The organism is Bacteroides sp. A1C1 (genome assembly GCF_004328515.1).
Taxonomy (GTDB): Bacteria; Bacteroidota; Bacteroidia; order Bacteroidales; family Bacteroidaceae; genus Bacteroides; species Bacteroides uniformis.
Genome location: NZ_CP036491.1, coordinates 2,063,593 through 2,079,974, shown reverse-complemented (window position 1 = coordinate 2,079,974; position 16,382 = coordinate 2,063,593). Strand labels below are relative to the sequence as shown.

At 47.3% G+C, this 16,382-nt stretch carries 7 protein-coding genes; 5 read left to right on the top strand and 2 right to left on the bottom strand.

Features of this window, described 5'->3' with window-relative positions; genetic code table 11:
* Positions 1 to 63: 63 nt before the first annotated feature.
* The gene (locus EYA81_RS08480) at positions 64 to 2,598 is read right to left on the bottom strand and encodes a glycoside hydrolase family 9 protein (RefSeq protein WP_131225633.1); all 2,535 of its coding nucleotides are present in this window, start codon (positions 2,596 to 2,598) and stop codon (positions 64 to 66) included.
* A 371-nt stretch (positions 2,599 to 2,969) separates the two neighbouring features.
* On the opposite strand from EYA81_RS08480, the gene EYA81_RS08475 reads away from it, so the two are divergent.
* The 4 genes from EYA81_RS08475 (at position 2,970) to EYA81_RS08455 (ending at position 9,741) form a co-directional block, all read left to right on the top strand.
* On the top strand, positions 2,970 to 4,223 hold the full coding sequence (locus tag EYA81_RS08475; RefSeq protein WP_131225632.1) for an AGE family epimerase/isomerase: 1,254 nt from the start codon (positions 2,970 to 2,972) through the stop codon (positions 4,221 to 4,223).
* A 23-nt stretch (positions 4,224 to 4,246) separates the two neighbouring features.
* The gene (locus EYA81_RS08470; RefSeq protein ID WP_242672418.1) at positions 4,247 to 6,121 is read left to right on the top strand and encodes a hypothetical protein; all 1,875 of its coding nucleotides are present in this window, start codon (positions 4,247 to 4,249) and stop codon (positions 6,119 to 6,121) included.
* A 43-nt stretch (positions 6,122 to 6,164) separates the two neighbouring features.
* Positions 6,165 to 7,895 (top strand): glycoside hydrolase family 9 protein, encoded by a 1,731-nt coding sequence (locus EYA81_RS08465; RefSeq protein WP_131225630.1) that lies wholly within the window; start codon positions 6,165 to 6,167, stop codon positions 7,893 to 7,895.
* A gap of 190 nt (positions 7,896 to 8,085) precedes the next feature.
* The gene (locus EYA81_RS08455; protein WP_118434923.1) at positions 8,086 to 9,741 is read left to right on the top strand and encodes an IS1182 family transposase; all 1,656 of its coding nucleotides are present in this window, start codon (positions 8,086 to 8,088) and stop codon (positions 9,739 to 9,741) included.
* 54 nt (positions 9,742 to 9,795) lie between these two features.
* Here EYA81_RS08455 and EYA81_RS08450 read toward each other — a convergent pair whose 3' ends face one another.
* Positions 9,796 to 13,626 (bottom strand): two-component regulator propeller domain-containing protein, encoded by a 3,831-nt coding sequence (locus EYA81_RS08450; RefSeq protein ID WP_242672417.1) that lies wholly within the window; start codon positions 13,624 to 13,626, stop codon positions 9,796 to 9,798.
* Between the two features lie 256 nt (positions 13,627 to 13,882).
* Here EYA81_RS08450 and EYA81_RS08445 point away from each other — a divergent pair, with 256 nt between their 5' ends.
* A complete protein-coding gene (locus EYA81_RS08445; RefSeq protein WP_131225628.1) occupies positions 13,883 to 16,258 on the top strand; it encodes a TIM-barrel domain-containing protein in 2,376 nt (791 codons plus the stop codon).
* Positions 16,259 to 16,382 lie beyond the last annotated feature (124 nt).

Here is a 16,382-nt window from a genome sequence, read left to right as displayed (position 1 = left end):
AATCCGTGTAATCCGCGCCTAAAAGAAAACATCCAGAGGGTTTTGTTCCCCCCTCTGTCTTTCTTATTGTTTCAGCAACTGTTCTGCTGCAAGTACCAGGAACATATAGTGGGACGAACCTCCTCCCAACACATACTCAGTCTGTTGCCAGAGGAACGGGAACGTCAGGAGTTCCGGGAAGTCGGGACGGATAAGCGCTGTACCGGAAATGACTCCACCGGGAATGTACGACCAGTCTGCGCGGTTCAGTCCGTAGCCTACAGTGGCTGATTGTGCGCCGACACCCGAGGCGAAGGAAGCCTGGTTGGAGCCCGGGTGGCATCCGAGAATGAAGTTGAGGGCATTGAATACTGGTGCTTTCGGGAATATTTCCGGATAGGCGGTTGTCAGGAAGTAGTGCTGGAAGCCGAAACGCTGTATATCCCAGCCTGCACCCCAGATATGTGGGCGGTAGGGAATGCCGTAAGGAGTTTCATGTACTTGCTTGTCCAGTTCTTGTTTGTATCCGGTCAGAGCTTTGCGGAAAGCGGTGGAGAAAGCTTTGGCTTTCTTGTTCTTCATCTGTGCAAACTGTTGTTCTACGCGTGCCGTGTACCAGCCGATGCGGCCTATCTGCTTGATGATGAGCTCTTGGTTGTCCAGAATGAAGTCCATATAGGGTTGTTCGCCCGTGGTGAGGTACAGTTCTACGGCTGCCTGCACTTTGGGGAACAAGGCTCTGTTGTTGTCGTTTCCGGTAGAAGCATATACTTTGCGGGCAATGTCGAGGCAATGCACGCTCAATGTATCATTGAAACCTTTCAATACACGTGATACGGCAGCCAGTTGGGCAGCTGTCGACAGTTCCCGTCCGGGGTTATCCTCCGTAAATATCCAGCGGTCGTCTTCATTACCGATTTTCCCGTCGGTCATGGCGGCGGCATCACCCAGAAGTACGTACTGGCGCAGGTCGTTGCAGATGATTCCCCGGTAGAGACGTCCCAGTGCCAGGTAGCCGTTGACTACCGTAAGGGCGCCGTTCTCTACTTGTTGCAGCAAGTCATTCTTACCGTCGGGCTGGTGGATTTCCGTCACACGGTTTATCTGGTCGATGGAAGTCACGTCGAGATTCGGGTGGAAAGCTTCGTAGGCCAGTGCCAGGATATAGGATTCTCCGGCTTGGGATTCGATGCGGAGGTCAAAGTCTCCGGCATCGTGCCAGCCGCCTATGTTCACTCCGGGAACCACTTCACCCGGTTTGAATTTGGACAGGCCCTCTTTCTGGTCGTAGCCGTCGATATGATTGTGTGCCGGTGCCATCCGGGCATCGTCCATGTGGCAGCAGTCGTGCCATACGCGGTATTTTTCGTTGACGCGCATGTGGCACATCTGTACGGGAAGGAAGTATTCCAGTACGGGCTGCCATACGCCGCGGGCATATACGTCATTGTCGATGCGGAAAATAGGGGATACGGAGGTATCGTATTTAATCTTGTAGAGTCCCGGTTCCTTCACATCTGTGAAGTCCACCTTCAGATAGTTGTATCTCAGGAACTTGCCCCAATTGGCAGGAGTGACGTTCTTGACCACTTTCTCGCCGTCTGCGTCAATACGGATGATTTGTGCCGTTTCCTTTCTGCTGTCACGTACGTCCATTTCGATGACGGCTTCCTTGTCCTGGGCGGGATGATAACCTATCTGTGAAGTCTGGATAACCGGCTGATACATCCAGTCGGCCACTATGTTCGGAGTGATAATCCACTTGACGGCCCCTTTGGTGACACCCGGCTTTATGTTGCTGCGCAGTACGAACCAGCCGTTGTTGTGGTTCATCCGGCCGTCAAACAGTTGCAAGTCACCGCTCAATGATTCGATGGTAACTTTGTTGTAAGGGTCGTCGGGGCGTGAGGTAAACTTACGGCCTTTGGCGTAAGGTTCGCTGATGATGTCGTCTGCCACAATCGGGCTGTAACCTTTTCCTATCAGTTTGTCTATGTCTGCCAGCGATTTTTTGCCGTTATGGTAGTTTCCTGTATGCAGATGGTTGGGTTGGGTTGTCATCAGGGGGGAGTTGGGCTGTTGCGGGAAGATGCCGCTCTGACCGTCCATAATCCAGGGCTTGCCGAAGAGGGAACCCGGGAAGAATTCGAGGTTGAAGCCCACTTTTCCGATGAATTCCTGGGGAATGGGGCGGTCCAGGTCTACGGTCACCTCTATGTGTTTACCTTTGCTTTCCACTTGTACCGTATATATAAGGTGGAGATCCGGGTAAATCATCGGGTTGAATCCGGTGAGGTGGCGTGAGGAGTCGGGATAACAGAGCGTAGCGGTGATGCTGTTGTCGCCGAGCTTCCGGTCGAGTTGTTTCGGTACGGGCTGCCATTGTCCGGGGGTGGCTTCCAGTCGGATGTCTCCATTCGTTGCTACGCGGTGTCCATTCATGATGATACATACTCCTCCTTGGTGTCCCTCGGGATAGATGTCATCAAAAGCCATGACGTCTACTCCCTGGTTCTTGAAATAACCGGAAGATGTCAGCTTGAAATCTTGTGCATGCAGTGCACCGCTACTGCAGAGCAGTGCCAGGGCGGATGCGAATAGAAAATGTCTCTTTCTCATAGTATCTATTTTTGAGTTACAGAATTCTCCACTAATATACGGACTAAAAAGGAAACGGATGGTTTTTGTTTGTAGCCAATAACGTTATAAAATGTATCTTTTTCCGGTGTTTGCCTATGTTTCTGGGGCAGATATTGTAGCACTTGACGAACACTGGTGTTTGAGCTGACAGACACTGGACTTTGAGCCGACAGACGCCAGTGTTTGAGCCGACAAAGGCCAGTGTTTGACAAAACAAGGATTCAGTACCCAAGAATGACCTTTATCGGAACCAATTGTATCCCTTGAAAAAGGATGGCAATGAGTAATGACAACTTGTTTTTTTGTAAATTTGCAGTGTAACTATGGCCAATTTCTTAAATCGCTACATTATGAGACACCTATTTCCCGTTTTTCTGCTGATTGTAGTAGGGCTGCTGATTGCACCTTTCCTAAAAGCGCAATCACACGCGGATAAGATTTTAAAAGATGAGATAATCTCAGACTTGAAAGAGAATATCCTCTCTTTTTGGGAAAAATACAGTGTAGACCCTTCCGGAGGTTTTTACGGTTCATTGGGACGTGACGGTGCCCCGATAGCGGATGCTCCCAAAGGAGGCGTACTGAATGCCCGCATCCTCTGGACTTTTTCAACCGCCTATCGGATGTATGGCGATGCTGCCTACCGCAAACTGGCTGACAGGGCGCAACGCTATTTTATCGACCACTTCATCGACCCGCAGTATGGAGGCGTATATTGGCTGATAAAAGCAGACGGTACTCCACTGAATACGGACAAGCAGACTTACGGCTGCTCTTATGCCATCTACGGTTTGTCCGAACATTTCAGAGCAACAGGCAACAATGAAAGCCTGCAAAAAGCCATAGAGCTTTACCGGACCGTGGAGAGCAAAATCAAAGATCCCGTAAACGACGGTTATATAGAATCCTTTACCCGCGAATGGGGAACTCCCCAAAAGTTGGGATATGATGGAGATGGTGTTGCCACCAAAACAATGAATACCCATATCCATGTATTGGAGGCATACACAGCGTTATATAAAGTATGGAAAGATGACGGCCTTCGCGAGCGCCTTGCAAAAGTGATAAACTTGATAACAACCAAACTGTATAACTCACAAACACATCACCTGATATTATACTGTGATTCAAACTGGAACAATCTGGATGACATCGACTCTTACGGGCATGACATCGAAACTTCCTGGCTGCTGACGGAAGCTGCAGAAGCTCTGGGTGACCCGGAGGTCATCGGGAAATGCAGGGAAGTGGCTTTGGAACTTGCAGACGCCTCCTTGAAAGAGGGCATCAACCCAATGGGCGCCATGATGTACGAACGGCATAAGGACAAAATCAGGAAGGATGCTTCCTGGTGGTGCCAGGCGGAAACTGTGGTAGGATGCATCAATGCCTGGCAGCTGACCGGTGAACAATCTTATCTGGACAGTGCCGTCCGTACCTGGAACTTCATCAAATCACGGATGATAGACAAGGAGTATGGCGAATGGTTCAGAACCGTGCTGGAAGATGGGACTCCCCGCTACAAGGAACCTAAAGCAAGTATGTGGAACTGTCCCTATCATAACAGCCGTATGGGGGTTGAGATTGATACAAGACTGAAATGACAACCTTTTATATATTTGATATAATGAAGAATTTACGAATTTTCCAGTTGGGAATGGCTGCATTGCTGTGTGGCATATTGTCTCTGCCGCTTTCTGCCCAGACGGAAGTGATGGCATGGAGCAATATCACGGGTGTCCGTGTAGACGGTGAATTGATAGACTTTGAGTCGTCCCTGCGTGTCGGAACCTTGAAAGGAGATATGGAGATTACTGGAAAGGAGAAGCAGGTCCGTCCCGTTTTCCATCGTGAAGGGGACATGCAGGAAGTGACGACTACTCTGCGAGGTATAAAGTTCCATCAGAAAGTGACGGACAAGGGAAAAGGTCTGGTGGAGATTTCTATTGATGCGCTGTCGGACAATACTCTGAACCAGTCAGCCTATTACTGTATCGCCCTAAGTCCGGAAAACTATACTGATGTCAAAGTAAGAACAAGTGGCAGGAAGCTGACCGCTACTTCGGCCAATAGGAAGTTGGAATTCAAGTTCAATAAATCTGTAAAGGCCACGGTTGAAAAAGAATCCACCGGTACCGTAGTTTATATCTCGCTGATGCCGACTCTGAAAAAGGCTGGGAGAACTGCATTGTCCATGGCACTGCATGCTTCCGGAGTGATAGATCATAGTGACGCGGAAATTATATTGGATATGCAGAATCCGGGAAGTCTGTTTACAGGCTTTGGAGGGAATTTCCGCCTGCAGAATCCTGCTGCCGACCCTAAAGTGATAGATTACTGTCTGGAAAATTTGCGTGTAGCCTATGGACGTGTGGAATTTCCGTGGAGATTGTGGCAACCGGAAGAGGAAGCCGACCCTATTGCCACCGCACAGAATGGGGGACTGAACAAGCGGGTGGAGGAAAGTCTCCTCATGGCAAAGCGCTTGAAGGCGATGGGAATGCCGGTAATACTAAGCTGCTGGTTTCCGCCTGCATGGGCCATTGACGGAGGTCCTGCAAGTTATGCTCGTCAAGGCGGTGTCATTGCTTATCGTCTGGATAACCGGAAAAAGGAGAAGATTTATAAATCCATGGCAGATTATCTGTTGTATGCCAAACAGCATTATGGTATTGAGTTCTCCATGTTCTCGTTCAATGAATCGGATTTGGGTATTGATGTCCTCCACACTCCGCAAGAACATGCAGATTTCATTAAGGAGTTCGGTGCTTATCTGGCAGGGTTGAATCTTCCTACCCGCATGCTGCTTGGCGACAATTCGGATGCCACGACTTTCGATTTTATCCTTCCTGCTTTGAACAATCCTGAGACTCATAAGTATATTGGTGCAGTATCTTTCCATTCATGGCGTGGTTGTGATGATGTTACGTTAAAGAAGTGGGCGGATGCTGCCAAAGCGATTAATGTACCACTCTTGGTTGGTGAGGGTAGTACGGATGCCGCTGCTCATGGTTATGCCGAGATATTCAATGAGTCGACGTTTGCACTTTATGAAATCAATCTGTATACGCGTATTTGTGCCATTTGCCAGCCATTGTCCATCTTGCAGTGGCAGCTTACTTCAGACTATTCGTTGTTGTGGGGAGACGGCATTTATGGTTCCAAAGGTCCTTTGCGTCCTACGCAACGTTTCTGGAATATCAAGCAACTGGCCTCCACTCCGGCCGATGCCTTGGCCATTCCGGTCAGTAGCAGCAAGAAAAACGTAAACTGTGCGGCTTTCGGAAATATGGTGCGTGGGGAATATGCCGTCCATATGGTCAATAATGGGGCAGATTGCGAGGCGGTCATCTCCGGTATCCCTGCAGAAGTGAAGGAACTGAAAGTCTATGTGACCAATACAAAAGACTGCATGAAGGAAACTGCAGTGAAAGTGGAGAATGGGCAGGTACGGGTACACTTGCCGGCCATCAGTTTCATTACCTTATTGTCTGATAAATAGTTTTGAAATAGAATAATATAAATGATTACTAAAGAATAGTGATATGAATATAACTACATGTCTGTTTACAGTTCTGGGAGGGATGGTCACTTTAGGGCATCCTTCAGAAACTATACGTTTGAATCAGTTAGGGTACTATCCCCAGCAGGAAAAAGTAGCTGTGGTGAATACCGGTGAGGTCCGTGAATTTACCATAGTAGATGCAGCCACGGGTAATCGGGTATTTTCCGGTAAGCCCGGATATATTGCTTCATCTGCTTGGTCGGATAAGAGCAGGACGATATTGGATTTCAGTGACATCACGGCACCGGGAAACTATTTTCTGATGGTTAACGGAGATTCAGTGGCATTCGAAATAAAAGAAAGAGTACTGTCCCCTTTGGCCGATGCTGCTTTGAAATCTTTCTATTACCAACGTACGGGCATGCCCATCGAAGCGACTTATGCGGGTCGGTGGAGCCGTCCGGCAGGCCATCCCGATGACAAGGTACTGATACATCCCAATGCTGCCGGGCCGGAACGTAAGGCGGGAACGGTGATTTCTTCTCCGGGAGGATGGTATGATGCCGGAGACTATAACAAGTATATTGTGAACTCCGCCTATTCCATTGGACTGATGCAGGCGATTTATGCCCGCTTTCCTGATTATTTTATCCGTCAACAGGTGAACATCCCGGAAAGCGGAAACCACACGCCCGATTTGCTGGACGAGATGTACTATAACCTGAGATGGATGCTGACTATGCAAGACCCTGCCGACGGAGGAGTCTACCACAAGCTGACTACCCCTTCGTTCGAGGGATTCATCAAGCCTATGGAGTGTAAGCAGCCTCGTTATGTGGTTCAGAAATCAGTAACGGCGGCATTGGACTATGCTGCGGCTTTGGCGCAGGCTTCTGCCTTGTTTATTCCTTACGAAGAGGATTATCCGGGCTTTTCGACAGTGGCTTTACAGGCTGCCGAACGTGCTTACGCCTGGGCAGAAGCGCATCCGCAAGCGCTCTATCATCAGGACCTCCTCAACAAGCAATATCAACCTGCCGTGGTTACGGGAGCTTACGGTGATCGTAGTGCCGATGACGAATTCTTCTGGGCGGCTTCCGAGCTCTATCTTGCTACGGGAAAGCCCGTTTACCGGGAACAAGTGAAGAAGCATCTGCCGACTGCATATAAGACTCCTTCTTGGGGCAATACCACTGCGTTGGGCGTGTTTGCCTGGCTGCAACCGGGCAGGGAATATCAGGGTGAAGACGTGGAATTGGCAAATGCCATGAAAGACCTGTTACTGGACTATGCTGTCGAGGCTGTGCGGGGTGCTGACCGCTCTCCTTTCCATGCTCCTTACGGCAACGATGCCAAAGATTTCTTCTGGGGATGCCTTGCCGAAGGGTGTGCTAACCAAGCCACTTCACTGGTTTGCGCCTATTTGCTTACGGGCGAGAAGTCGTACCTGACGAACGCCTACCGCAATATGGACTACATTTTAGGAAAGAATGCTACGGGATATTGTTATGTTACCGGTTTCGGGATGAAGAGTCCTCTGTATCCGCACCATCGTCTTTCTACATCGGATGATATAGAGGCACCTCTTCCCGGTTTCCTGGTTGGCGGTCCCAATCCTGGGCAGCAGGATGGCATTGCTTATGCTTCCAACCTGCCGGATGAGTCTTATGCAGATGTGGAGGGTTCGTATGCTTCCAATGAGATAGCCATTAATTGGAGTGCCGCTTTGGTGGCGTTGGTGTCTTCGTTGGATGCTTTGATGTCAAAATAATGTTGCTATTCAGCCTGCTGCCTTATAAATTCGGATGGGCTGATGTTGAACTCTTCTTTAAAATGTTTGGAGAATGAAGGTGTGTCAAAATGCACACCTTCATTATTTTACGTACAAAGCCCCGACTTTCACAAGCTGGGGCTTTGTTATTACCTAAAGATTCTGTATCTTTAGGCATAAGAATTTCACTATGACAAAGATACATTTTCGTCCTTACATTCCCAACCAAACCGTTCTTTTTCCTCAAAGAATTGATGAGGATATTGCAGAAAACGATCCGGTGCGCATGGTTGACGCCCTGGTTGAGGGCTTGAATCTTGAAAGTTTCAGAAAGCTGTATAAGGAATGCGGCCGCAGCCCTTACCACCCCAAGATGATGCTCAAGGTCATTCTGTATGCCTATATGAACAACATCTACTCCTGCCGGAAAATTGAAAAGCTTCTTCACCGTGACATCCATTATATCTGGCTGGCCGGATATGAGAAACCGGATTTCATTACCATCAACCGTTTCCGCAACCGGGTGAAGAAGGAAATCAACGAGGTGTTTACGCAAACCGTACTTCTTCTCTCTTCCAAAGGCTTCATCAGCCTGAATGTGGAATACATTGACGGGACAAAGATCGAATCCAAAGCCAACAAGTACACTTTCGTCTGGCGAAAAACGGTTGAGCGGAACCGTGAACGCCTGATGAAGAAGATACATGTCCTGTTAGGGCAGATAGACGATGTCATTGCCCGGGAGAAGTCATCAGAGAACAATGAGGAGGTTGAGTTCACTCCGGCCATGCTGACTGAAATGGCAGGAGAATTGCGTCATGCATTGGAACAGGTTTCCGAGCCATCCGCGAAAGAGGAAAAGACTGAACTGAAAAAGAAACGCAAACAGCTGAAGGAACTGGAAGAACACAGGGACAAACTGCAGGAATACGACTGCCATCTGGAAACACTGCAAGAGAGGAATTCCTATTCCAAGACGGACAAGGACGCTACTTTTATGAGAATGAAGGAGGATGCCATGCGCAACGGACAGACGAAGCCCGGTTACAACCTTCAAATCGGCACCGAAAATCAGTTCATCACCGATTTTGCACTCTTCCCGAACCCTACGGATACACTGACCCTGATTCCTTTCCTGCAATCTTTTTCAAACAGGTATGACCGGATGGCCCATACGGTGGTTGCTGATTCCGGCTATGGCTCCGAAGAGAATTACCGCTTCATGTCCGAAAACGGCATGGAAGCCTACGTAAAGTACAACTATTTCCACATGGAGCAGCGGCCGAGATTCAAACCGGACCCGTTCAAGGCCGAAAACTTCTACTACAATGAAGAACATGACTTCTGCATCTGTCCTATGGGGCAAAGGATGCGGAGGATAGGCACCAGGAATGTGAAAACCGCATCCGGATATGTCAGCGAAAATGCACGGTACAGAGCTGTCAGGTGTGAAGGCTGTCCCCTGCGATGCCGCTGTTTTAAAGCAAAAGGAAACAGGACGATAGAACTGAATCATAGGCTTAGACAATACAAGCGGAGAGCCAAAGAACTGCTCTGCTCAGAGAAAGGACTGAAACACAGAGGGCAGAGATGCATAGAACCGGAAGCCGTGTTCGGACAAATTAAAAACAATATGAACTACAAACGTTTCCGACATTTTGGAAAGGACAAGGTCTTCATGGACTTTGCCTTCCTAGCCATTGCCTTCAATATAAAAAAGATGTGTGCAAAACTGACAAAAGAAGGTATGAACTGGCTGATAGGATGGTTTTATGAGCTTACTGTCGCTTTATTTAGATGCTGGAGACACATAAATCAAAGAAATCTTCGAATTATCGCAGCTTGAAGAAAATAAACCGATTTATATCGGTGATAAACAAGAAAGAAGGTGCATCGTGCATTACGACACACCTTCATATGCAATTTCCGAAACTTGCATCTGGCTTTCTGTCAAGAGTTGTTGTGCACGTTTCATACGGATGGTCCTGATGAATTCGATGGGTTTCTTTCCCGTTATCTTAATCATTTTCTTGTAGAAATAGCTGCGTGATATATTCAGGCTGCTGGCCAGCTCCTCGACGGAAAACTCGGTTTCGCTGATATTGTCCTCTACAATCTGGATGGCTTTTTCCACCAGCTGCCGGTCAAGGGGAGTGATGGTGATACGGCTTGGCTCGATTTTAATGTCCTGATTGAATATTTCCTGACGTTTGACGTTCATCTCGATAATCTTGTTGATGCGCAGCTTGAGGACTTCCATATTGAAAGGCTTGGTGATATAGTCGTCTGCACCAACGCTAAGCCCTTCCAATTGGTGTTCTTCACTTGCCTTAGCTGTCAGGAGGATAATGGGGATATGGGAGTAGCGTATGTCATTCTTGATGGTTGAACATAGTTCCAGACCATCCATCTCGGGCATCATGATGTCACTGACCACTAAATCAATATCTTCCTTTTCCAGTACATTTAGTGCATGTTTTCCGTTTGTGGCTTTTAATACATGATACTGCCTGGCAAGACTTTCAGAGAGAAATTTCAAGAAGTCGTAGTTGTCATCTACGAGTAGTATGGTGAATGGATGGGATTCTTCCTTTATTTCCGGTTCTTCGACCGGTTCTCCGTTTTTGGTTTCATTACTGTTCTGGTGCAGGGGTAGGGTAATCAGGAATACAGAACCACAAGGCTGGTTATCCCTGACACAGACAGTACCCTGATGCATCTTTACGTATTCGGAAACAATGTGCAGTCCAATGCCGCTGCCTCCGTTGCTCGACTGGTTTTTGCTCGACTGATAGAATCTTTGGAATATTTTCTCCTTGGATTTATCTTCTATGCCGCAACCGGTGTCGGTAAAGGTCAGCTCAAGATTTGTGCCTCTTACGGCAATATCCAGTGAGATGCTTCCTTTATTGGGAGTGAACTTGAATGCATTTGACAGGATATTTGTGCATATCTTGCGTATCTTGTCATAGTCGAAATCCATGAATACAGAATGTTGTGGAGCGGTAAGGCTATAGCTGATGTTCCGTTTCTGTGCTATCGGATCGAAAGAGTGGAATATTTCACTCAGAATGATAAGGATGTTGTCATGTTTGCATTTCAGGGTTTCAGCCTTGGCATCCAGCTTTCTGAAATCCAGCAGTTGGTTAATCAGTTCCAGCAGATAGTCGGCATTTTGTTTGACCATATCCAGAATACCTTTACGATATTCGGGATGGTCTACGAAAAACTCTTCAAGCGGATTGATGATAAGTGACAAGGGAGTCCGCAGTTCGTGGCTTATGTTGGCAAAGAACTGTAGTTTCATATTGTTGATTTTCTGCTGCCTTTCATTTTCCATCTCGATGGCTTGCATGATTTGTTTCTGCTTTTGGCGTAAGCGCAGATTGCGGATAATGGACAGAAGGATACACAAAATGATACCGGTATATATGGTATAGGCCCACCAGGTGCGCCACCAAGGAGGGAGTATCTTTATTTTCAGTTCCTTGATGTTGGGGCTCCATATGCCTTGTGAGTTGCATGCCTTGACGGATAAAGTATAGTTTCCGGCAGTCAGCATGGATAGGTTTACTTTGTTGTTTTCGGCATAAATCCAGTTGGAATGAATCTTATAGGCATATTTTATCTTATCCGTTTCCACCAGGTCGAGAGCGGAGAAGGACAGAGTGAATGAATTTTCCTTTTCAGTGAAGGAAAGGTGTTGTGCACATTCAAGTGAGCTGCCGTTCAGGATGTCCGGATGGGGCATTCCGGATTTGAACTCAATACCGGTAAGGTAAATGTTGGCATCATAACTTGTGGTCAGGATGTCTTGTGGAATGATAGTCTGGTAACCTTGAGGAGTACCTATCAGTATATTGCCGTTCTGCAGTTTGAGGATGGCGTGGACATTGGTATCGTTGCATATCAGTCCGTCGCTTACGGAGTAGTTCACGATGGTGTATGTATCGTTTGTTATTTTGATTCGTGAGATGCCGTTGTCGGTGCCAATCCACATTTGGTTGTTGTTGTCTTCCGTGATGGCTCTGACGAGATTGGCGGCAAGCCCGTTTTTCTGGTCAAGGAAGTAGATGGAGTCGTTCTTCTGGTTCCATATGCTCAGTCCGTGTGGATGTCCTATCCAAAGAAGGTCCCGGCTGTCCTTATAGACAGTGAGCATATTGTTCTCCTTGAAACGGCTGGCTTCGGCGTATATATTATAGGCTTGGGTTTCCGTATCGATAATAATGAGTCCTCCTCTGGTTGCTACGTAAAGGGTGCTGTCTTTGTCATAGTACATATCACGGACAAAGAATTCTCCCGGACGGTACAAGATGATGTCAAACTGCCCGGTTTCCGGATTTAACCTCTGTATATATCCTTTCATGGTACCTATCCAGATGTATCCGTGTTTGTCCACCTCTACTGTATACACATTGTTTTCGAGAAGCTGGCTGTTGCTTACCGTGTATTGTTTGATTTGCCCTTTCGAGTAGCATAGCAGTCCTTTCTGGAAGGTGCCTATCCATAGGCGGTTTTTGGAGTCGATGGATAAGTCGACTACAATATTGGCGGGAGTTGCTATCTTTTCGTATGAATCGGTCACCAGTGAACGTCGGATTAGTCCCGTACCGTCTGTTCCGTAGTAAATGGATTCCTGGCTTGTGTCTTCGCAGAAGGTTAGGATATCATCATATTCCAGGGATTTGTTGCATAGTATGATTTGAGACATGGGGCTATAATAGGAAATACCGTGTTTGAAATTCCCTATGTATATGGTTCCGTCTTTGTCCCGGTAAATGGTATTCAGATTGTTGCTGGCAATGGTGTGCGGTTTCAATGGATTGTGCACCAAGTTGGTAAGAAATTTGGTCAGGGCGTTGTAAACGAACAACCCCATATGGCTGGTAAGTATCCATACGTTGCCGTCTCCCAGGTCGAGGATGCGTTGCACGCGATTGTACTGTATGTGAGTGTTATTGTTCAGGCTGATGTTCTCCCATTGCTGTGTAAAACTGTTCTTGTGCAAAAGCAGGCTGTTTTGGAAGGTGTATACCCATAGGTTTTCGTTTTGGTCTATGTAAATGTGTGGCTCATGATTCTCCAGCAAAGGTCTATAGATGGCGGGAATGGCTATTTCCTTGACTTCGGAAGTCTGCTTGCTGATACTGTATAGGATACCGTTGGAGTACATTATATAAATGAACTGGACACCTATATAGAGGCTTGAAATCTTTTCAACTGCCAGTGGATAGGCTTTGATGGAGCTGTTGTCCATGCTTCGTATGTAAAGTTTGGAATAGTCGTAGGCCCAAAATTCATTCTTGGAGGTTTTTCCCATCCTCAGAATGTTTTTACTGGGGATTTGCAGCCCATCGAGTATGGGTTTATAGTCATTGTCGAATTTACCGGTCTTATAATTATAGATACTGTAGCCGCTGGAAGTCCTTATCCATACATTGTCGTCCGGTCCTTCGAAAATTTCGCTGATGGCATCGTCCGGCAGGTTGGAGTTGTTCTGGTAATACTGCTGGAAGGAGTAGCCGTCGTATTTGTTGAGTCCTGATTCTGTCCCCACCCAGAGGAATCCCCTATTGTCTCTGTAGATGCTTCGGATACTGTTGTTGGAGAGTCCTTCTGTTGTAGAGAGCTGCTTGAACATGACAGCCGGCGGGATTTCCGTTGAGTTACTTTGAACAGTAAGGAGAAAGGTCAGGTTGCATATAAGGAATAGGAGCAGTTGTTTCATGTATTTTCTTTATTAGAAGGATTAACAATATTGTAACTGCAAACTTAAATATAATCCTCCGAACGAGCAAGGGAAGATTTGCGTATTCGCGTGGGATGATATCCTCCGTTTGGTGAAAAATAGTATGCATTTTGTTTCCAATGACCCTATATGGGTTCTATGAAACAAAACCGGATATTAAAAGACATTTTTAAGGCATCTGTGTTTCCTTTAAGAAAAATACATTTGCAGGCAAGATCATTTAAATCCTAATAGTATGAAGAAAGAACTTTTAGCAGTGGCGATGCTGTTGTTTGCCGGCGGCAATCTGTTGGCACAGCCACATGTCAATGACGGTACTTCGTATCTGATGAACCAACCTCTGGACATGAGTACCGATTTCCGTGACTTGAGTAATACTTTGTTTTTTGCAGATCACCTGGAGTCATTCGATGCCAAGTCGGGTGAAGGGCTGGTGAACTGGAAACGCGGGCATCTGATGCCCCGTCAAGCCTTCAATACCAACGGTGCACAGCCCCGTAAAATGAGAATGCTCGATTTTCCTTTCACTGCCTATGAAAATGACCCCAACCTCAAATTCAAGATTGACTTTGTAACTCCGCGTACGGTACGTATCCGTATGCTAACGACCCCGGTGGAACCTAAACCTGCCGCTTCCATCATGTTGGCAAAGGAACCGGGCAGGGATGGAAGCTGGAAAGTTGCCGAGACGAATGACAAGATTGTCTATTCCAGTGACTATGGAACCATTCAGATTAACAAGAATCCCTGGAGAATCGTCTTGAAGGATAAAGCCGGACGTATCTTGAGCCAGACTGCCGCTTTGAGTGATGCGGACTCTACGCAGGTAAAATATACACCGTTCTGTTTTGTGAAGCGGGGAAGTGACAATGCCCGCCGCATCAATCCGGTATTTACCTTGACTGCGGATGAAATGATTTTTGGTTGCGGAGAGTCTGCCACTGGGCTGAACAAGGCCGGACAAAAGGTGAACTTGTTTGTTACAGACCCACAAGGGCCTGAGACGGACCAGATGTACAAACCGATTCCTTTCTTTATGAGTAACCGGGGATATGGCATGTTTATGCATACATCCGCTCCCGTGACTTGTGATTTTGGTGCTACCTATATTGGGCTGAACAAAATGTTCATGGGTGACGAGAACCTGGATTTGTTCGTTTTCTTCGGCGAGCCGAAAGATATTCTGGACGAGTACACCGATTTGGTAGGAAAGCCGGGCATGCCCCCCTTGTGGTCTTTCGGTACGTGGATGAGCCGTATTACCTATTTCAGTGAAAAGGAAGGTTATGATGTAGCGGCCAATATCCGTAAGAACAAGTATCCGTGCGATGTTATCCATTTCGATACCGGCTGGTTTGATGTGGACTGGCAGTGTGACTATAAATTCTCCGAGAACCGTTTCCAGAATCCACAGCAGATGTTGAAGGATTTGAGGTCACAAGGTTTCCATGTATGTTTGTGGCAGTTGCCTTATTTCACTCCTAAAAATCGTTATTTCTCTGAACTGATAGAGAAAGACATGTATGTGAAAAATGGAAATGGTGAACTTCCCTACGAAGATGTGGTGCTCGATTTTTCCAATCCGGAAACCGTAAAGTGGTATCAGGACAAACTGGCGGGATTGCTGAATATCGGTGTCAGTGCCATTAAAGTAGACTTCGGCGAGGCTGCTCCACTGAACGGTATTTACGCTTCCGGCAAGAGCGGATGGTATGAGCATAACCTCTATCCGGTGCGTTATGATATGGCAGTGTCCGAGATAACCAAGAAGTTGCACAACGAGAATATAATGTGGGCACGTGCCGCATGGGCCGGTTCCCAGCGTTATCCATTGCATTGGGGCGGTGATGCTGCAACTACGAACACGGGACTGCTAGGTACGCTTCGTGCAGGCTTGTCCTTCGGCTTGTCCGGTTTCTCCTTTTGGAGCCATGATATGGGTGGCTTTGTAAAATCCACTCCGGAGGACTTGTATTGCCGCTGGATACCGTTCGGTTTTCTTACTTCCCATACCCGCGCGCATGGGGCACCTCCGACAGAGCCGTGGTTGTACGACAGCAAGCGTGTGCAGGATGTCTTCCGCAAGAGTGCAGAGATGAAGTACCGTCTGATGCCTTATGTGTATGCTCAGGCTAAGGAATGTACAGAAAAGGGCTTACCGATGCTAAGAGCCTTGTTTGTAGAATTCCCCGATGATCCGGGAGCATGGAAAGTGGATGACGAGTATCTCTTCGGTTCGCAGATTCTGGTTGCCCCCTTGCTTGAATCCGGTATGACGGGCCGCACAGTTTACCTTCCCGAAGGAAAATGGATAGACTACCAGACAGAGAAAGTCTACGAAGGCGGATGGCACCGGATTGAAGCAGGCAGTCTGCCGATAATCATGCTGGTACGTGACGGTTCGGTACTTCCTCATCTGAAGTTGGCGCAGTCCACTGCTGAGATGGATTGGAGCAAAATGAGCCTGAAGGTATACAGTGCTGACAAGAAGCAGGCGGAAGGATTGGTTTGTCTACCTGCCGACAACCGTATTCAGGTTGTGAAAGTGGATTGTGGAAAGGCCAAACCGCAACTGTTGAACCAGGTTGAAGGCACTTCCCTGAGTTTCTGAACTTAATCTTTGAAAATCTATATTGAATTCACCCCTGTCGGTATGGAAGAGAAAGGGATATAGTTACCGAAATCTGTGCCACTATGGTGGCACAGATGTGCCTTCCCAATGGCACGGCAGTGCC